21 protein-coding genes are annotated in these 18,761 nt (G+C 58.1%); 11 read left to right on the forward strand and 10 right to left on the reverse strand.

Annotated elements, in window-relative coordinates; translation table 11 throughout:
• Window positions 1–222: 222 nt before the first annotated feature.
• Window positions 223–1,104, forward strand: coding sequence for a class A beta-lactamase (gene bla, locus AC2FIS_RS05775; RefSeq protein ID WP_496772530.1), 882 nt, complete (start codon window positions 223–225; stop codon window positions 1,102–1,104).
• Here the strand turns inward: bla and AC2FIS_RS05780 are convergent.
• Window positions 1,101–1,775, reverse strand: a complete 675-nt coding sequence (locus AC2FIS_RS05780; protein ID WP_496772317.1) for a DUF2161 domain-containing phosphodiesterase — start codon at window positions 1,773–1,775, stop codon at window positions 1,101–1,103. The two genes, bla and AC2FIS_RS05780, sit on opposite strands and share 4 nt — an antisense overlap.
• A gap of 19 nt (window positions 1,776–1,794) precedes the next feature.
• On the opposite strand from AC2FIS_RS05780, the gene AC2FIS_RS05785 reads away from it, so the two are divergent.
• The 8 genes from AC2FIS_RS05785 to AC2FIS_RS05820 all read left to right on the forward strand — a co-directional run bounded on the left by AC2FIS_RS05785 (window position 1,795) and on the right by AC2FIS_RS05820 (window position 9,239).
• Window positions 1,795–2,871 carry a TraB/GumN family protein gene (locus AC2FIS_RS05785; RefSeq protein WP_496772318.1) on the forward strand — a complete coding sequence of 359 codons (1,077 nt, stop codon included), beginning with the start codon at window positions 1,795–1,797 and terminating at the stop codon, window positions 2,869–2,871.
• Between the two features lie 106 nt (window positions 2,872–2,977).
• A complete protein-coding gene (locus AC2FIS_RS05790; protein WP_496772319.1) occupies window positions 2,978–3,898 on the forward strand; it encodes a manganese-dependent inorganic pyrophosphatase in 921 nt (306 codons plus the stop codon).
• Window positions 3,899–4,032: 134 nt separating this feature from the next.
• Complete coding sequence (locus AC2FIS_RS05795; RefSeq protein ID WP_496772320.1) at window positions 4,033–5,103, forward strand: DUF389 domain-containing protein; 1,071 nt, start codon at window positions 4,033–4,035, stop codon at window positions 5,101–5,103.
• 109 nt (window positions 5,104–5,212) lie between these two features.
• Window positions 5,213–6,088, forward strand: coding sequence for a TIGR01459 family HAD-type hydrolase (locus AC2FIS_RS05800; RefSeq protein WP_496772321.1), 876 nt, complete (start codon window positions 5,213–5,215; stop codon window positions 6,086–6,088).
• Window positions 6,089–6,188: 100 nt separating this feature from the next.
• Window positions 6,189–6,632 (forward strand): MaoC family dehydratase, encoded by a 444-nt coding sequence (locus AC2FIS_RS05805; protein WP_058275996.1) that lies wholly within the window; start codon window positions 6,189–6,191, stop codon window positions 6,630–6,632.
• Window positions 6,633–6,802: 170 nt separating this feature from the next.
• Window positions 6,803–7,735 (forward strand): bifunctional riboflavin kinase/FAD synthetase, encoded by a 933-nt coding sequence (locus tag AC2FIS_RS05810; protein WP_496772322.1) that lies wholly within the window; start codon window positions 6,803–6,805, stop codon window positions 7,733–7,735.
• The gene (locus tag AC2FIS_RS05815) at window positions 7,732–8,205 is read left to right on the forward strand and encodes a YcgN family cysteine cluster protein (protein ID WP_282151787.1); all 474 of its coding nucleotides are present in this window, start codon (window positions 7,732–7,734) and stop codon (window positions 8,203–8,205) included. The genes AC2FIS_RS05810 and AC2FIS_RS05815 overlap by 4 nt, the downstream gene beginning before the upstream one ends.
• On the forward strand, window positions 8,205–9,239 hold the full coding sequence (locus AC2FIS_RS05820; RefSeq protein WP_496772323.1) for a threonine aldolase family protein: 1,035 nt from the start codon (window positions 8,205–8,207) through the stop codon (window positions 9,237–9,239). The genes AC2FIS_RS05815 and AC2FIS_RS05820 overlap by 1 nt, the downstream gene beginning before the upstream one ends.
• A gap of 39 nt (window positions 9,240–9,278) precedes the next feature.
• Here AC2FIS_RS05820 and AC2FIS_RS05825 read toward each other — a convergent pair whose 3' ends face one another.
• The gene (locus AC2FIS_RS05825; protein WP_496772324.1) at window positions 9,279–10,091 is read right to left on the reverse strand and encodes an alpha/beta fold hydrolase; all 813 of its coding nucleotides are present in this window, start codon (window positions 10,089–10,091) and stop codon (window positions 9,279–9,281) included.
• Window positions 10,088–10,690 carry a 2-hydroxychromene-2-carboxylate isomerase gene (locus tag AC2FIS_RS05830; protein WP_496772325.1) on the reverse strand — a complete coding sequence of 201 codons (603 nt, stop codon included), beginning with the start codon at window positions 10,688–10,690 and terminating at the stop codon, window positions 10,088–10,090. Before AC2FIS_RS05830 ends, AC2FIS_RS05825 begins: the two co-directional genes overlap by 4 nt.
• A gap of 107 nt (window positions 10,691–10,797) precedes the next feature.
• Here AC2FIS_RS05830 and AC2FIS_RS05835 point away from each other — a divergent pair, with 107 nt between their 5' ends.
• Window positions 10,798–11,817, forward strand: a complete 1,020-nt coding sequence (locus AC2FIS_RS05835; RefSeq protein ID WP_058275513.1) for a ribose-phosphate pyrophosphokinase — start codon at window positions 10,798–10,800, stop codon at window positions 11,815–11,817.
• 60 nt (window positions 11,818–11,877) lie between these two features.
• A complete protein-coding gene (gene rpiB / locus AC2FIS_RS05840; RefSeq protein ID WP_496704819.1) occupies window positions 11,878–12,327 on the forward strand; it encodes a ribose 5-phosphate isomerase B in 450 nt (149 codons plus the stop codon).
• A 56-nt stretch (window positions 12,328–12,383) separates the two neighbouring features.
• Here the strand turns inward: rpiB and AC2FIS_RS05845 are convergent, their stop codons facing one another.
• The 7 genes from AC2FIS_RS05845 to AC2FIS_RS05875 form a co-directional block, all read right to left on the reverse strand.
• Window positions 12,384–12,734 carry an H-type lectin domain-containing protein gene (locus AC2FIS_RS05845; protein ID WP_113789831.1) on the reverse strand — a complete coding sequence of 117 codons (351 nt, stop codon included), beginning with the start codon at window positions 12,732–12,734 and terminating at the stop codon, window positions 12,384–12,386.
• A gap of 116 nt (window positions 12,735–12,850) precedes the next feature.
• On the reverse strand, window positions 12,851–13,261 hold the full coding sequence (locus AC2FIS_RS05850) for a F0F1 ATP synthase subunit epsilon (RefSeq protein ID WP_058276005.1): 411 nt from the start codon (window positions 13,259–13,261) through the stop codon (window positions 12,851–12,853).
• Between the two features lie 12 nt (window positions 13,262–13,273).
• Window positions 13,274–14,698: a F0F1 ATP synthase subunit beta gene (gene atpD / locus AC2FIS_RS05855; protein ID WP_496772326.1), complete on the reverse strand. Its 1,425-nt coding sequence runs from the start codon at window positions 14,696–14,698 to the stop codon at window positions 13,274–13,276.
• 20 nt (window positions 14,699–14,718) lie between these two features.
• Window positions 14,719–15,594, reverse strand: a complete 876-nt coding sequence (locus tag AC2FIS_RS05860) for a F0F1 ATP synthase subunit gamma (protein WP_496772327.1) — start codon at window positions 15,592–15,594, stop codon at window positions 14,719–14,721.
• 15 nt (window positions 15,595–15,609) lie between these two features.
• Complete coding sequence (gene atpA / locus AC2FIS_RS05865; protein ID WP_058275507.1) at window positions 15,610–17,148, reverse strand: F0F1 ATP synthase subunit alpha; 1,539 nt, start codon at window positions 17,146–17,148, stop codon at window positions 15,610–15,612.
• The gene (locus tag AC2FIS_RS05870; protein WP_496772328.1) at window positions 17,149–17,709 is read right to left on the reverse strand and encodes a F0F1 ATP synthase subunit delta; all 561 of its coding nucleotides are present in this window, start codon (window positions 17,707–17,709) and stop codon (window positions 17,149–17,151) included. It abuts the gene before it with no gap.
• A gap of 311 nt (window positions 17,710–18,020) precedes the next feature.
• Window positions 18,021–18,755 (reverse strand): class I SAM-dependent methyltransferase, encoded by a 735-nt coding sequence (locus AC2FIS_RS05875; RefSeq protein WP_109313357.1) that lies wholly within the window; start codon window positions 18,753–18,755, stop codon window positions 18,021–18,023.
• Between the last annotated feature and the right edge of the window lie 6 nt (window positions 18,756–18,761).

Genomic DNA, 18,761 nt, shown 5'->3' on the forward strand with positions numbered 1-18,761 from the left:
CAGCTCCTTGGGCTCAAAGTTTATCTATCCTCCCCCCGCCTTTCAGCGAGGCGTTAGCACTCGGTAGTAGAGAGTGATAACGACGCATAGCTAGGGGGTCGAAATGACCGAGTCAACAAGTTGCCTAAATATTTTTCGCACATAGAACCACAAACCGTCCGGTTTACTCGGCGCCCTAGCTAACTAAGGTGATGGCGACCACATTTGACCAAGGCAGATTCGATGCGTGGGCTCCGGACAATCACAACTATCTTGTTGTTTTTAATTACTATTACTGTTGGTTTAGCCATATCAGCGCAGGCGCAGACCCTTACCGAAACGGTCCAGAGGTGGGAGCGCCGCCTTGATGCCCGGATCGGGCTGCTGCTTTATGATCCCAGCAACGAATGGGAGGTCTCACACCGCGCCGATGAGCTGTTTCCGATGTCCAGCACGTTCAAACCGCTCTTGTGCGGCGCTGTGCTGGCAGAGGTGGACGCAGGTACGGAAAGCCTGTCAGATCACGTCACGTACCAGTCAACGGATCTGGTAGATTACTCCCCTGTCACCAGCAAACATGTTGAGACCGGTATGACTGTCGGCGCGCTATGCGAAGCAACGATGACGATCAGCGACAATGCTGCGGCCAATCTGCTGTTGCGCCGTCTGGATGGGCCTGCCGGACTGACCGAGTTTCTTCGGACAAACGGCGACGGCATCACCCACCTGGATCGATGGGAGACGGCCTTGAATGAAGCCACTCCGGGCGATCCGCGCGACACTACAACGCCTCGGGCAATACTGGCGACGCTGGACCGGTTGTTATTTGGCCGGGCGCTCTCACCTGCATCCTCCACTCAGCTCAAGCAATGGATGATAGACGATCAAGTGGCCGACGGGCTTATCCGCGCGCACGTGCCCGACGGGTGGACGATTGGGGACAAGACCGGTGCCGGAGGCCACGGCAGCCGTGCGATCGTTGCCTTTCTGCAGACACCCGAGCCCCGCACCTATCTGGCCGCCATCTATCTGACCGAAAGCGATGCGCCATTTCCTGAACGCAACGCCGTCCTTTCAGATATCGGCCGCGCCATGATTGCCGAAATCACCGCACGGCCTGACTAGTTCGCATCTTCCCAGCTATAGGCCCAGTGCTTCAACCCTTCGGCCCCCGTAGCCGACAGCGCATAGACCCCCTTATCGACCTTGTCGAACCACCCGTAGTGATTGTCCCGCATCAGGCGCGTGGCCTCGGCGACGCCGGTGGATTGGGCGACGTCCGCCCCCTTTGTCGCGCCGCATTCGGCCAGATGGGCTGCACATTTCAGCGCGTCCTGACGATAGGCCGTCACGATCCCGTGCCGGGTGGCCCCACCTGCGTTGGGATCACCTTCAAGCCGGTCAAATTCACGCAGCAGACGAGCAGCTTTTGCTTTGTTTTTTCGCGGTGCATACGGGCCCGGGTCACATTGCACCTCGACCGCGCCGTCGGCACGTACAGTGATCAGACCAAGACCAAGCCTGCGGCACAGCGCCAAATTGTCCTTTAACGCGCGCCGCGCGGTTCGCCCTTTTGGTTTGCACACACCGACATAGACCTGATCAGTCACCCTTAACCGCGTGATCGCCTGATGAAACAGCGCCAATGAGAACCGCAGCTTCAGCTCAACAATCACCGGCTCATCGCCACCCCGAACAGCGACGATATCGGCAGCGCCGACTTCGCCTTTGACGGTATAGCCCTGACGCTCGAACAGCGCCTTGATCGGCGGGTATAGATCCTGCTCGCGGTCCATTCCGCCATGCTATGCAAATTTGCCGCGAACGCCAGCCATCACCGGCATCTGGCTTGAATACATTGCTGCGCAAAGGCAATGTCGCGGTCACACTGAAGTTTCCGAGATGATCCTTATGCGCCTGTTTGCACCGCTGCTTTTCCTTTTCCTGCCCGCCGCCGTACAGGCCGCATGCGAAGGGAATGATCTGAGGCCGGGACTGAGCCCTGCGGTAAAGTCCGAACTGCAACAGGCAGTGGCCGATATCCCATTTCCCGAAGGTAACCACTGGATCGCTTCCAAGGGCGACACGGTTCTACACCTTGTTGGCACGTTGCATGCCAATGACCCACGCATGGACGCAGTGGTCGAACGGCTAACGCCGGCCCTCAGCGATGCGGACGCGTTTTACTTCGAGGTCACGCAGGAAGAAATGGACGCGTTCGAACAAGACCTGGCCAAGGACATGAGCCCGGTGATGATCACCTCGGGACCCAGTCTGATTGATCTGATGTCCGAGGAAGACTGGTCGGCCTTGTCAATCGGGCTGTCCGAACGCGGTATCCCCGGCTGGATGGCAGCCAAAATGCGACCCTGGTTTCTGAGCATGATGCTGGGCGTCCCCCCGTGTATGATGCAGGACCCCAGTGCGAGCCACGGGATGGACGCCCGTCTGGATCAACTGGCTGACGAATTGGGCCTCCCCAAACGCCCGCTTGAACAGGTTGCCGATCTTATGAGTATGTTCGACAGCTACCCCATCGAAAAGCAGGTCCAGTCCCTTGTGCGGATGGCCGGTGCCATGGGCGGCAGCGAGGATCAACTGGCCACGATGGCCAATGCATATCTGGAAGAGAAACATGTTGAAATCATTCAGCTCGCCCGCCTGCAGGGTTTGGAAGACTCGGGCCTGCCGCCCGAGGTGTTCGACGAGGAATGGAATGATTTCGAGCAAAAGCTTCTTGTCGAGCGCAACAGCAACTGGATGCAGAAAATTCTGAACATTCAAGACCAAACTGTCGTGATCGCGGTCGGTGCCGGGCATCTTGGGGGCGACTACGGGCTGCTGAACCAATTGCAACAGACTGGGTACACCCTGACCCGCGCCCCGTTCTGACCCACCTCGATTTCAGACCAACCGTCGCAGCGTAAACACTGTCGGGTGACAACCCCGGCGGACCGCCCTATAAGGCGCGCAAAATGATCACCCTCAGGACGCTGACATGACAACGCTCGTATTTGGACATAAATCCCCCGACACCGACTCCACAGGTTCACCTATCCTGTGGTCATGGTACCTGAACGAAATCAAAGGCGAACAGGCTGAGCCGGTTTTGCTGGGCGAACCCAACACCGAAGCGGCATTCCTGCTGCAGCGCTGGGACCTGCCAAAGCCGCGCATCATCGAGGACGTGGCCGAGGGCGCACCGGTAGTCATCGTGGACACCAACAACCCCGCCGAGCTGCCAGCCAGCGTAAACAGCGCCGACATTCGCGCGATCATCGACCACCACAAGCTGGTTGGTGGACTGGAAACCAAAGGCCCCATCGACATCACCGTGCGCCCGCTGGCCTGCACGGCGACCATCATGATGGACCTGATCGGTGACGACGCCGCCAAGATGCCCGACGCCATCAAAGCCGCGGCGTTGACCTGCATCCTGTCGGATACGCTGGAATTCCGCTCACCCACCACCACCGCACATGACCGCGCAGTGGCCGAGAAGCTGGCCGCTGATCTGGGCCTGGACATCGCGACCTATGCCGCGGAAATGTTCGCGGCCAAATCGGATGTATCGTCTTTCTCGGACGCCGAACTGATCCGCATGGACAGCAAGGAATATGAGGTCGACGGTACCAAGTTCCGCGTTTCGGTTCTGGAAACCACTGCACCGGGCGTCGTTCTGGACCGCAAGGCCAGCCTGGCGGGTTCGATGGCTGACGTAGCCAAGGAAGACGGCGTTGATCAGGTTTTGATGTTCGTAGTCGATATCCTTAACGAAGAGGCCACTCTGCTGGTACCCAACGATCTGGTCAAAGGCGTCGCGGAAAAGAGCTTTGGCGCAAGCGTGGATGGCGATGCCGTGGTCCTGCCCGGCATCATGAGCCGCAAAAAGCAGATCATCCCGAACCTCAAGGTTTGACGCTGACAAACATCCCAACCGAAAGGCGCCCAACACGGGCGCCTTTTTTCTTTGCTACTAATGTTTTGCGCGAACGGTATCCGTTGGTAGTCTGACATCAAAAGCCAGACAGCGAATTGGGTCAGACGACGTTCATGAGTTCCCGCAAGTTCAGCACCACACGCGACATCCTGAGATTTGAAGGCAAGGACAAATCTGCCTATTGGCGACGGTTTGCCATGCTTCTGACCTTATCCGTGGTGATCGCCACGATGGGCATGCTGCGAGATTCCGGTGCGGTGGTCATTGCCGCAATGCTTGTTGCGCCATTGATGACACCTATCCTTGGGGTTGCTGCGGCGATGGTCATGGGGTGGCTGGGTCGCGCGTTCAAACTGGCTTTGATTGTCTGCGCCGCTGCGGTGATCAGCGTCTTACTGGCGTGGCTTCTTGTCTATGTCGCAGACGTCCCGCGCGGCATCCTGATCCCCGATCAGGTTATGGCCAGAACGGATCCGGGCACCGAGGATCTGATCGTTGCGCTGGCTGCCGGGGTAGCCGCCGCTTACGTTCAGATCAACCGGTCCGAGGTCAGCCTGCTTCCCGGTGCAGCCATCGGTGTTTCGCTGGTGCCGCCCCTGTCTGCTTCGGGTGTGTTGCTGTATTTCAACGAACCAGCCGAGGCCTATGAGGCTGGCCTGCTGTTTGCCACCAACCTTGGCGCGATCATTCTGTCGGCCTGCGCGGTTTACATCGTATATGCGGCGCGGGCGGTGGTGTTTAGCAAGGGTCGGCGCAAGCTGAACTTCACCGCAAGCGTGGTGGTGACACTGGCATTCCTGGCCTTCGTTGTCCTTCAACTGGGAAAGTCGACCTACAACCGTTACCTCGAGACCCGAACCGAGGCGCAATTGGCGCAAACGATCCGGGACTGGGCCGATCCGGTGTCGGTCGAGATCATCCGCGTGGACGTGAATGCCAAACGCAAACACGCCGATATTTGGCTGATCGTGGACCTTCCGATTGAAGCCGCTTACAAAGTATCCTCGATTGCCGGTTTGCTGCCCGAGACCCTGCGCGACACGCCTTTGGTCGACGTACTTCAGAAAGAACTGGGGCCGGGTTATCTGGTCGTAGTGCGTTTCCAGAACAGGATCGGCGCACAGATCATATTGGGCACCGAAAACGTCCAACAAGCACCCGATGTCGAAGAAATCGTCGAATGACACGATCAGACACACCGTGTTCGACCCGCAATTGGTATTGCGGGATGGCCAAGAGGTGAAAGCTTTGCCATAGCTGTCACAACTCAGAATTTCAGATCCCGAGGCTCCCATGACCCAGATCATCCACACGCTTTCCGAGATTTCAGGCCGCTACAAGGCACTGTTCGTTGACCTGTGGGGATGCGTTCACAACGGCATCACTGCCTATCCCGACGCGGTCGCGGCTTTGCAAAACTACCGGGCGCAAGGCGGGATCGTTGTGCTGGTCACCAACTCACCCAAACCGCGTGCTGGCGTGGCTGAACAGCTTGGGCAGTTCAATGTCCCCGCAAATGCCTATGACACCATCGCCACCAGCGGGGACTCGGCGCGGTCCGCCATGTTCCGTGGGGCGGTTGGTGAAAAAGTCTATTTCATGGGGGAATGGGAACGCGACGCGGGTTTCTTTGAGCCGCTGAAAATACTACACCATCCGATCCACATCGAACGTGTCCCGCTGGATGAGGCCGAAGGGATCGTCTGCTGCGGGCCGTTCGACCCAATGGCGGATCCGGCGGTCAATCGCGCCGATTTCCTCTATGCCAAGCAGAAAGGCATGAAGCTGCTCTGCGCCAACCCCGACATCGTTGTTGACCGGGGCGAGATACGCGAATGGTGCGCCGGGGCGTTGGCGAAGCTGTATACCGAGATGGGCGGCGAGAGCCTGTATTTCGGAAAGCCCCACCCGCCGATCTATGATCTGGCGCGGCGCAGGCTGCAGGAATTGGATCATGACATCCCTGATGGCGACATTCTGGTGATCGGCGACGGCCCGCATACGGACATTCTGGGCGGTATGGGCGAAGGGATTGATTCTCTGTTCATCTCGGGTGGTTTGGCCGCAGCGGAAACAAAAACTGAGCATCATCCGCACCATGAATCCTTAAGTGATTATATTGCAAAGGAAAACATCAATCCAACCTACACAATCGGTCGATTGAGGTAGTCAGAAAAGACTTGATTTTCTGCAGTTGCGAAGTAATAAAGTTGCCAAACGTGGGCGGCGTACGTTTTTTTGTTGCCCTTTGAACTCGAGTGAGGGCGACATGTTGGATAATCTTCCGCGCGGCACGATCTGTATTGAAGACATCGAGATGGGCATGACCCGCCACCTGCGCAAAGTGGTGACGGACGAAGATATCGAGATGTTCGCGCAGGTTTCGACGGATCGGAATCCGGTACACCTGGACGACGACTATGCCCGCGACACGATCTTCGAAGGTCGTATCGCCCACGGCATGTTGACGGCGGGTCTGATCTCGGCCGTGATCGGCGAGCAGCTGCCGGGCCACGGCACGGTCTATATGGGGCAGTCTCTCAAATTCCTGGCTCCGGTGCGCCCCGGTGATATGGTCTATGCCGAGGTCAAGGTGATCGACATCGACTTTGCCAAGCGTCGCGTGAAGCTGGATTGTCACTGTGCGGTCGATGGCAAAAAGGTGCTGGTGGGTGAAGCCATGGTTTTGGCCCCATCACGCAAGTTCGACTAAGGCAACAGGACCCCAACACTGACGAAGGGCGCCGGATACGGCGCCTTTTTTGTTGCGCAGCCTTCGAACAGCAATCGTATTGGCGCAGATTGATATCCCTGCCTGCACTGCCAGGCATTTGTACCAATCAGGTGCTTGAACCCGGTCTCCAGTCCCGCTAGGCAAGCTGCATGCAGATCATCCGTGATTTCCAGTTTGTCGAGCCAGAAGACCGCGGTGCCAGTGTGGCAATCGGGAACTTTGATGGCGTGCATGTGGGCCATCAGTCGGTGATTGAGTTGGCCTGCAATGTGGCCCCCGGCGCACCATTGGGTGTGCTGACGTTCGAGCCACATCCGCGCGAATATTTCGCGCCTGACGCCCCACCCTTTCGTCTGATGCGAGGGAATGCACGTGTGCATCGGTTGGAGAAACTGGGTGTGCAAAAGCTGTACGAATTGCCGTTCAATGCAGCGCTTGCCGGTCTGACGCCCGAAGGCTTTGCCCGCAATGTCATCTGCGAGGGACTTGGTCTATCGCACGTCGTGGTCGGCGCGGATTTCTGCTTCGGTAAAGGGCGCAGTGGCACCGCCGAAGACATGGCCCGGTTCGGGCAAGAAATGGGGTTTGGCGTCACCATTGCACCGCTGATGGAACGGTCTGACGACGTGGTATCCTCGACTGGTATCCGCACCGCGCTGACCGATGGCCGCCCCCGCGACGCCGCGGCAATGCTGGGCCATTGGCACCGGGTCGAGGGCGAGGTGATTGGCGGCGAACAACGCGGACGCGAGCTTGGGTTCCCCACCGCGAACATGTCCATCGAAGGGTTACACCCGCCGAAGTTCGGCGTCTATGCGGTGCTGGTCGATGTGCTCGACGGACCTCATCAGGGCAGCTATCACGGCGCCTCCTCTGTTGGCGTGCGACCCATGTTCAACGGAGAGGTTCCCAACATCGAAACCTTCCTCTTCGATTTCTCGGGCGATCTGTATGGTTCAACCCTGTCCGTCGGCCTGGTCGAATACCTGCGCCCCGAGATGACGTTTGACGGGCTGGATGCCCTGATCGCGCAGATGGATGCCGATTGTGACAAGGCGCGCACCCTGCTGGCTGCGCTATGACCACCGATCCGATCGACCGCAAAGGCCTTGGCCCACGGTTCTGGGAACGCAAACCGCTGACCAAGATGAACCAGCGCGAATGGGAAGCCTTATGCGACGGCTGCGGCAAATGCTGCCTGAACAAGCTTGAGGATGAGGACACCGGAGAGGTCGCCCTGACCTGCGTCGCCTGCCGTCTGCTGGACGATGAGACCTGCCGCTGCACGCAATACGACATCCGCCACCAATTCGTCCCAGAATGTATCGTGATGAAACCCAACAACATCGACGATCACGCCTATTGGCTGCCCCAAACCTGCGCCTATCGGCTGCTGTGGGAAGGGAAACCACTTTACGACTGGCATCCCCTAATATCAGGTACACCGGACAGCGTGCACGCCGCCGGCATGTCAGTTCAGGGGCGCACGGTGTCCGAATTCGAAACCCCCTTGGAAGAGTGGGAAGACTATATCATTGAGGAACCCAGCTGATGTATTTCGCCTCTGACAATTCCGGTCCGGTTCACCCACAGGTCATGGCCGCATTGAGCGAAGCCAATCAGGGCTATCAAATGGCCTATGGCGCGGACACCCTGATGAACGAAGTGCGCGATCGTATTCGCGGAATCTTCGAAGCGCCAGGGGCCGCAGTTTATCTGGTGGCCACCGGGACAGCCGCGAATTCGCTGGCTCTGGCGACACTCTCAAACCCATGGGAAACCATTTTCTGTTCCCCCGTCGCGCATATCCATGAAGATGAATGCAACGCGCCCGAGTTCTATAGCGGCGCAAAGCTGACACTGGTGCCGGGCGGCGACAAGATGGAGTCCGCAGCGCTGCGTCGCTCGATTTTGGCCGAAGAAACACGTGGCGTGCACGGCCCCCAGCGTGGGCCCGTGTCGATCACGCAGGTGACAGAGCGTGGCTCGGTTTACTCACTGGCCGAGTTGCAGGCGCTGTGCAGTATCGCCAAGGAATACGACCTGCCAGTTCATCTGGATGGTGCCCGGTTTACCAACGCGTTGGTCGCGCTCGATTGTTCACCTGCTGAGATGACGTGGAAAGCGGGCGTGGATGCGGTCAGCTTTGGCGGCACCAAGAACGGGTTGATGGGTGTCGAAGCGGTAGTTTTCTTTGACGAATCCAAGGCCTGGGAATTCGAACTGCGGCGCAAGCGAGGTGCGCATCTGTTCTCCAAGCATCGTTACTTGTCCGCCCAGATGGCCGCATATCTGAACGATGATCTGTGGCTGCAGATGGCGCGACAAGCCAACGCCAACTGCGCGCATCTGGCCGATGGTCTACGCGGCAAAGGCGCGACCTTTCTACATGAGCCGCAAGCCAACATGATCTTTGCGCAGTTTTCGCGCGCGCGTCACAAGCAGTTGCACCAAGCGGGTGCGGTTTATCATCTGTGGGGCGCAGAGCTGGACGGTGCGGATGACGACGAGATCCTGGCCTGCCGACTGGTCTGCGACTGGTCGATCAACTCAGATGATATCGACCGGTTCATCGGCTTGTTGTGATTTCAGGGATTAGGGGTGTCATCCTGTCAACAACATGATTCAGGATAGACCACCCCAAAACTTTCGAATGACGGCAGCCGTCTGATCCGGGTGAGTGATTGGGACCATGTGGTCAGCACCCGAAACAACGCCCGTTCTGGCATTGGGAAGCCGCCGGGCAAGACCTTCTCCGATCGCGGGCATGACGGGGTGCGTCTCAGACCCGCTCAGGATCAGAACCGGCATAGATGCGCGGTCCAGAACGCCAGGGTTCAGCATCCCCTTCTGATCAAGGAACAAAGCGTCATCAACGGCGGGCACAACGTGAATACCACGGATCATTCCCGCGCGTGTCCGCTCTGGCAATTCGGGCCATCGTGGGCCGTCCTGTGCGCCCCACATCCGGTTGAACAAACGGGCGGCCTGCTCAAAATTTCCGGCCGCGAGCGCATCAGAGACAGGTTTCGCCTCTTCATCATGTTGCCGCACCAAATCGGGCGTGTCCTGAATCGCAACCGCAAAGAACACAGGCTCGATCAGGACCGCACTGCGGACCAGGTCCGGAAACTCGACAGCCAGCCGAAGGGCTAGCATCCCGCCAAAGGAATGCCCGATCACATCCATCGGTTCGGTCAGATGCGCGGCCGACAGTTGGGTCACTTGGTCAAAGAAATCCCCGTGCCCATCCCAATCCGCGCTGCGGCCATGGGACGGCATGTCGGGGCCCGTAAATGTCGCCTCGCCCTCTAGAGCCGTCGCCAGCCCCGACCACGCCCCGGAATGCGCGATTGTGCAGTGCAGGGCGAGCACCTCGCGCGCGCCCTGCCCCAACGTTCTGACAAAGATCTTGTCTGTCAGGGGGGTGTCCCTCACCCCTTCAGTTCCGACAAATGGCGATCCAGATCATCCAGCCGGTCCTGCCCCCAGAACCGCTGATCGTCTTCGGTGATGTAAAACGGCGCGCCAAATACACCGCGATCCACGGCCTCTTCCAGATTGGCGGCATAAGTTTCCGCGCCCACCAGAAGGCCGCTATCCGCCAGCCCCGGATTAAAACCGGCCTTTGTCAGGCAATCGCGGATCACATCGTCCTGCGCGATGTCTTTCTCCTCGGCCCAACAGGCCCGCACAAAGGAATGCGCAAGTTTGCCAACATCCCCTGACCCGTCCTTGATCGCAGCGATGATCGCATAGGATGACGGCGCCGCATTGGTCGGCCAATGCGCGGGCTGATGATTGAATTCCATACCAAGTTGCTTGGACTGTCGCTGTAGTTCCTGCGCCCGATATTCGATGCGAGAGATGTGGCGGTCTTTGGGAGGAGTGCCCCCCGTACGCCCAAACAGAGCGACAATATCCAGCGGTTTGTAGTTGATCGTCGCGCCATGTTTCGCCGCCACCTCTTCCAACCGCATACCTGCAAGGTAGGTATAGGGCGAGAGTGTCGCAAAATAGTAGTCAATCTGGGTCATCTGCACTTTCTCCGCTGCGTTATCTTTGCTGGACGTTAGACCCGTGCTAAGCGGTGTCAACATCACGAATCTGTCACATTGCCATTGCTGCCCGGGGACCTCAGCCGATGCCGACACTCAACGAACCCAAGCTTATCGCTGGGAACGCCAACCTTCCTCTTGCCGAATCCATCTCGCGACGCATGAGCCTGTATCGCGGCGTCGATCAGAATCTTGTCGATGCGCGGGTCGAGCGCTTCAATGACGGCGAGATTTTCGTCGAAGTGTTCGAAAACGTACGCGGTGAGGATATGTTCATTGTCCAACCGACATCGAATCCGGCGAATGACAACCTGATGGAGTTGTTGATCATCGCCGACGCGCTGCGCCGGTCTTCGGCACAGCGTATCACCGCCGTGATCCCCTATTTTGGTTACGCCCGTCAGGACCGCCGCACCAAGGCGCGGACGCCGATCAGCGCCAAACTGGTGGCCAACATGCTGACCGGTGCCGGGATCGAGCGGATCCTGACAATGGACTTGCACGCAGCCCAGATTCAGGGGTTCTTCGACATGCCAGTCGACAACCTTTATGCATCGCCGATTTTTGCGCTGGATGTGAAACACCAGTTCCAGGACAATCTGGACGAGCTTATGGTCGTATCGCCTGACGTTGGGGGCGTCGCTCGCGCGCGCGAGCTTGCCAAGCGCATCAACGCCCCCTTGTCGATCGTGGACAAGCGCCGCGAAAAGGCTGGCGAAGTGGCTGAGATGACAGTGATTGGCGACGTCAAAGACAAGATCTGCCTGATCGTCGACGACATGTGCGACACTGCCGGTACGCTGTGCAAGGCCGCTCAGGTCCTGCTGGATAACGGCGCGAAAGAGGTGCATTCGTACATCACCCACGGTGTCATGAGCGGCCCGGCAGTCGAGCGTGTGACGAATTCGGTAATGAAATCTCTGGTGCTGACCGACACGATCCAGCCCACCAAAGAGATCACCAACGCCAAGAACATCCGCATTGTGCCAACCGCGCCTATTTTCACTCAGGCGATCCTGAACATCTGGAACGGGACAAGCGTGTCTTCGTTGTTCGAGGACAAAACTCTGACACCGATTTACGAGTCGATGTATCACATGGACTGACCGAGTTGGGCGGCGTAACAGCCGCCCTTTTTTGTCAACACAACAAGGCAGGACGTACCCGTGACAGCCTCAAAACGCATTGTTCTTTCTAGTGACCACGCAGCCATCGAGTTGCGCCAGGCGGTCGCCGACCACATCGCAGCGCAAGGCTGGGAAGTCGTCGATATCGGTCCCAAAACACTTGAAAGCACGCACTACCCCGTACACGGTAAAGCTGCGGCTCAGGCTGTTGCTGCTGGTGATTGCCACCTTGGGATCGTCCTATGTGGTACTGGTCAGGGGATCATGATGGCGGCCAACAAGGTTCCGGGCATTCGCTGTGGCGTATGTTCTGACGCCTTTTCGGCCCGCATGATCCGCGCGCACAACAACGCCAACATGCTGTCGATTGGCGCGCGTGTCGTGGGCGAAGGTCAAGCCCTTGATATCGTCGACGCTTTCCTCGGCACTGAGTTCGAAGGTGGCCGCCACGCAACTCGTGTGGACATGATCGAAGCGTCGGACGACTAACCCGCCTTACCTATCCCGAGACCTCACATTGGCCCCCTGACAGGGGACCTGTCGCGTTAAGAGATATTCCAATCATCGTCATGGGCCACCTCTCCGATGGCGGTCCATGTGACACGTATCCGGGCGATCCGTGTATCCGACCATGTGCGGAAAACGGCGCTAAAGCCCTCTGGCGTGATGTCTTCGGCCGTAACTTCGGCGCGCAGAGCGGAAGATGTATCCACATCCCACAAAGAGACACCGATCTGAACCACTGGATTGGATCGGAACGGTTGCTTGAACGTAACGCTCGATCGCCGCTGGCGCGGTCCTTCGCCCGTCCACATTTCGCCACCATCGGCGAATTCGGAAAAAATAACTGCCTCGCCTTGGTCAATACCAATTGGATGGGTTCGAAACGTCTTCATTGATTTGTCTTTATCTATGTAATTCCGGACCTTAACCCGTCACACTTGTAAAATCACGATAAAAAAACGGCCCCGTGTTTACGGGGCCGTTTCTGACTGTCGGAATACGATGAGCCTTACAGGCTCATATGCGTTCCAAGGGCTTCCATGTCGGCCAGCAGTTTGGCAGCGTCATCGACAATTGTCTGATCATCGCCTGCCTTGGCTGCTTCGTGCGAAGCACGCGCCTCGGCGACCAGATCGTCCAGATGCGACCGTGTCACTTCGGCGACCGGAATGGCCTTTTCGGCCAGAACCGACAGGCCATCGCCATTGATCTGAGCAAACCCGCCGGTGACCAGGTATTCACTGGACCCTTCGGGTGCCTCGACCTTCAGGATGCCCGGGCGCAGCGTGGTGATGGTGGGGGCATGATCAGGCATTGCCGTCATGTCCCCGTCCGCGCCGGGAAGCTGGACCGCGGTCGCGCTGAGCGAAGCAAGGCTCCGCTCGGGGCTGACGAGGTCGAATTGCATCGTGTTTGCCATCAGGTGTGCTCCTTAGGCGGCTTCTGCGGCCATCTTCTCCGCTTTGGCGATCACGTCCTCGATGCCGCCAACCATCAGGAAGGCTGCCTCGGGCAGGTGATCGTATTCGCCGGCCACAACGGCCTTGAACGACGCGATGGTGACATCCAGAGGAACCTGAACGCCCGGCGAACCGGTGAAGACCTGTGCCACGTCGAACGGCTGCGACATGAAGCGTTCGATCTTACGGGCACGGGCCACGGTCAGCTTGTCCTCTTCCGACAGTTCGTCCATGCCGAGGATGGCGATGATGTCCTGCAGCGACTTGTAGCGCTGGAGGATCTGCTGAACGTCGGTCGCAACCTTGTAGTGCTCTTCGCCAACGATGGCCGGGTCGAGCAGACGCGAGGTCGAGTCGAGCGGGTCAACGGCCGGGTAGATACCCTTTTCCGAGATCGCGCGGTTAAGAACGGTGGTCGCATCCAAGTGAGCGAACGAGGTGGCCGGCGCAGGGTCGGTCAAGTCATCCGCAGGAACGTACACGGCCTGAACCGATGTAATCGAACCCGACTTGGTCGAGGTGATGCGTTCCTGCATCGCGCCCATGTCGGTCGCCAGTGTCGGCTGATAGCCCACAGCCGAAGGAATACGACCCAAAAGGGCGGACACTTCGGAACCAGCCTGCGTAAAGCGGAAGATGTTGTCGACGAAGAACAGAACGTCAGCACCGGTGGAATCACGGAACTGTTCCGCCAGGGTGAGGCCCGACAAAGCGATCCGCATACGTGCACCCGGAGGCTCGTTCATCTGGCCGTAAACCAGTGCGATTTTCGAGTCTTCCAGTTTATCGGGAACGATAACGCCGGATTCAATCATCTCGTGGTACAGGTCGTTACCTTCACGGGTCCGCTCGCCAACACCCGCGAACACGGACACACCCGAGTGCACTTTGGCGATGTTGTTGATCAGTTCCATGATCAGAACGGTTTTGCCGACGCCGGCACCGCCGAACAGGCCGATCTTACCGCCTTTGGCGTAAGGGGCCAGCAGGTCAACAACCTTAATGCCAGTGACCAGAACTTCGGATTCTGTTGCCTGATCCGCGAAATCCGGCGCATCCTGGTGGATGGAACGGGTTTCAGTGGTTTCCACGGGGCCTTTTTCGTCGATGGGCTCACCCACAACGTTCAGAATACGGCCCAAGGTCGCGTTTCCGACCGGAACCGCGATTGGTGCGCCGGTGTCGGTTACGGCTTCGCCGCGAACCAGACCTTCGGTCGCGTCCATCGCGATGGTGCGGACAGTGTTTTCGCCCAGGTGCTGTGCAACCTCCAAAACCAGCTTTTTGCCGTTGTTGGTGGTTTCCAGCGCGTTCAGAATTTCAGGCAGCTGATCTTCGAAGTGCACGTCGACGACGGCCCCGATGATCTGTGTGACTTTGCCTTTTGCATTCGCCATGTTTCGTCTCCGGTTTGTCTCTACAGCGCTTCGGCGCCGGAAATAATTTCAATCAGCTCGTTGGTGATCACGGCCTGACGCGAACGGTTGTACTGGATCGTCAGTTTGTCGATCATCTCACCCGCGTTTCGTGTCGCATTGTCCATCGCGGACATCCGTGCACCCTGTTCCGAGGCCCCGTTTTCGAGCAGAGCCGAGAAGATCGCAGTCGCAACCCCCTTGGGCAGCAGATCAGCCAGAATGGCCTCTTCGCTGGGCTCGTAATCGAAGACTGCACCGCTATCGTCACCCTCTGTGTCTTCAAACGAAGCAGGGATGACCTGCTGCGCCGTCGGAATTTGGGTCACAACATTCACGAACTTCGAGTAGAAGATCGTTGCAACGTCGAACTCACCCCCGTCGAAGCGGGACAGGACGTCCTTCGCGATGTCTTGCGCGTTGGTGTAACCCAGACGCTTGACCTCGCTCAGGTCGACATGTCCAACGAACAGATCGCCAAGATCACGCTTAAGTGCGTCGCGGCCCTTCTTGCCGACGGTCAGAACCTTAACCGTCTTGCCTTTCAGGCGCAGCTCTTCCGCTTTGACACGGGCCAGCTTGGCAATGCTCGAGTTGAAGCCGCCGCAGAGACCGCGTTCGGCCGTCAGTACAACCAGCAGATGGACATCATCACTGCCCGTACCACGGAGCAGCTTGGGGGCGCTGTCGCTGCCCCCGACCGATGCCGCCAGCCCAGCCATCACGGCATTGAACCGTTCAGCATAGGGACGCGAGGCTTCGGCAGATTCCTGGGCGCGGCGCAGTTTTGCAGCCGCGACCATCTGCATGGCCTTGGTGATCTTGCGGGTCGATTTGACCGACTCGATCCTGTTTTTTAGATCCTTAAGATTTGGCATGTGCCCGCCTCTCCCTTAAGCGAAGGTTGCGGCGTATTCGTCCAGCGCAGCCTTGATCTTGTCGGAAGCGTCGCCCTTGATCTTGGGATCTTCGTCGGTGATCCACTGAAGCAGGTCGGCGTGCTTGCCGCGCAGGTGCGCCAGCAGGCCAGCTTCGTAACGGCCAACATCGGAAACGTCGATCTTGTCGAGGTAACCGTTGGTGCCAGCGAAGATGACGCAGACGATTTCCGCGTTGGTCAGCGGCGAGTACTGCGGCTGCTTCATCAGCTCGGTCAGACGCGCACCACGGTTCAGCAACTGCTGGGTCGCGGCGTCAAGGTCGGAACCAAACTGCGCAAACGCAGCCATTTCGCGGTACTGAGCCAGTTCCAGCTTAACCGGACCGGCAACCGACTTCATCGAGTTGGTCTGAGCCGAAGAGCCCACACGCGAAACCGACAGACCGGTGTTCACAGCAGGACGGATGCCCTGATAGAACAGTTCGGTTTCCAGGAAGATCTGGCCGTCGGTGATCGAGATCACGTTGGTCGGAATAAACGCCGAAACGTCACCACCTTGCGTTTCGATAACCGGCAGAGCGGTCAGCGAGCCAGCACCGAAGTCTTCGTTCAGCTTCGCCGAACGCTCCAGCAGGCGGGAGTGGAGATAGAAAACGTCGCCAGGATAAGCTTCACGTCCGGGCGGACGACGCAGCAGCAGCGACATCTGACGATAAGACACAGCCTGTTTCGACAGGTCATCATAGATGATCAGTGCGTGGCGGCCATTGTCGCGGAAGAATTCGGCCATTGCGGTTGCGGCATAGGGTGCCAGGAACTGCATCGGCGCCGGGTCGGACGCGGTTGCGGCCACAACGATCGAGTAGTCAATCGCGCCGGACTCTTCCAGTTTCTTCACCAGCTGCGCAACGGTCGAACGCTTTTGGCCGATCGCGACGTAAACGCAGTACAGCTTCTTCGACTCGTCGTCGCCTGCTGCATCGTTGTAGGTTTTCTGGTTCAGGATGGCGTCCAGAGCAACAGCAGTTTTACCGGTCTGACGGTCACCAATGATCAGCTCACGCTGGCCACGACCAATCGGGATCATCGCGTCAACCGATTTCAGGCCGGTTGCCATCGGTTCATGAACCGATTTACGCGGGATGATGCCCGGTGCTTTGACGTCAGCAACGCCACGCTCGGTGGATTCGATGGGGCCTTTGCCGTCCAGCGGGTTGCCTAGACCGTCAACAACACGACCCAGCAGACCGTTACCAATCGGAACGTCCACGATCGAGTTGGTGCGCTTGACGATGTCACCTTCTTTGATGTCACGGTCGGAACCGAAGATAACAACACCAACGTTGTCGCTTTCCAGGTTCAGCGCCATGCCCATAATGCCACCGGGGAATTCGACCATCTCACCCGCTTGCACATTGTCCAGACCGTATACGCGGGCAATCCCGTCACCGACGCTCAGCACGCGACCGATTTCGGCCACTTCGGCTTCCTGACCAAAATTCTTGATCTGGTCCTTCAGGATTGCAGAAATCTCTGCAGCTTGGATTCCCATTTATCCGACCTCTTTCATTGCATTCTGTAGGGAGTTGAGCTTCGAACGGATCGAGCTATCGATCATCTTCGAGCCCACTTTAACGACAAGACCGCCAATGAGGCTTTCATCAACGGTCGCATTTATTGTCACGGTCTTGCCCACACGCTCGGACAGCGTCTTGGACAGTTTTTCCAGTTGTGTCTTGGTCAGCGCCTTGGTCGACGCAACATCAGCGGTCACTTCGCCACGTTCGTCCGCAAGCATGTCGCGCAGAACCTGCACCAACTCGGGAACGACGAACAGACGGCGCTTCTGAGCCATCAGAGCCAGCGTGTTACGCATGATGGCGTGCAGACCCATTTTGTCAGCGATTGCGGTAATGGCGCCTTCTTGTTCGGCACGCGAAACCAGAGGCGATGCGATCAGGTCGCGCAGTTCGGCGCTTTCGCCCAATGCTGCTGCCAGATCGTTGATTCCGGTTTCCAGACCTGCGAGGTCATTATTCTCTTTGGCGATCTCAAAGATCGCGGTGGCATAGCGCTTGGCAATGCCTGTGGAAATCGAAGCTGGTTCGGACACGTCCACCCTTCCGATATTTTGGGCCCCGAATTCGCGTTGCGGCAGCTACCCCGGGGGCGTGAAGAAACCCCGGCCAGACGGTCGGGGATCAAAATCACCGGGGATGTAGCAGAGCCGAACCCAGCTAGCAATATATTATCACGGCAACAGGTTTATCCACAAAATGTTCAATTTCAATTACTTAAGGAGGGTGCGACCCTTTTATCCGGCTGAAACAGACGAAAAATGTTACGAAAGTGTAGGTTTTTGCGATTCCTGTGTCCTTTTTCCCTCAATTTTTGCGAATTGAAGAGGGAAAATGGCTGGGCTGCTCAGGCTGGTTTCAGAAGGCCATCAAGCGCCTTTATCGGACGACGTTCGGCATCCTTTGCAACACTGCCGCTGGGCGGTCGGATGTGTTTTGTCACCTCAACCATAAGCACTCCACCTGCCATGACTGTCGGCAGCCTTTGGCCAGTCTTTTCGATCAGGCTCGCCGACTTCAGCCAGAAACGGCGGAATGACGGCGGCAGATACAGAGCCGAGCAATGGCTTTCCGGGATGAAGTGATGCGCCTTGAGCTGACTTTCCAGCTGCGAGGCTGTGTACGGTCGGCCAAAGCCAAACGGGGTCTTATCCGTCCGAGACCACAAACCAGCCCGATTGGGCACAACAAAGAATGCGCGCCCCCCTGGCCCCAACACGCGCCAGCACTCATTCAGCAATTGGCTGGGCCGCTGCGAGGTTTCAAGCCCGTGCATCACAATCAGCTTGTCGACATGACCTGTTTCAATCGGCCACAGGGTTTCTTCGGTCAGAACCGACACATTGGGCATTCCGGCGGGCCAGGGCATGACGCCTTGCGGGCCTGGCATCAAACCGATCACGCGGCGGGCGTCCGCAAGATAAGGACGCAGCAATGGAACCGCGAAGCCGAATCCTGCAACCGTTTGCCCCTTGGCCTCGGGCCATTGCTCGATCAGTCGCCCACGGATCGCCGCCTGCGCGGCACGACCCAGAGTGCTGCGATAGTAGAAGTTCCTCAAATCCTGCACATCAAGATGCATTGCAGA

This window comes from Ruegeria sp. CDSB113, assembly GCF_059611045.1.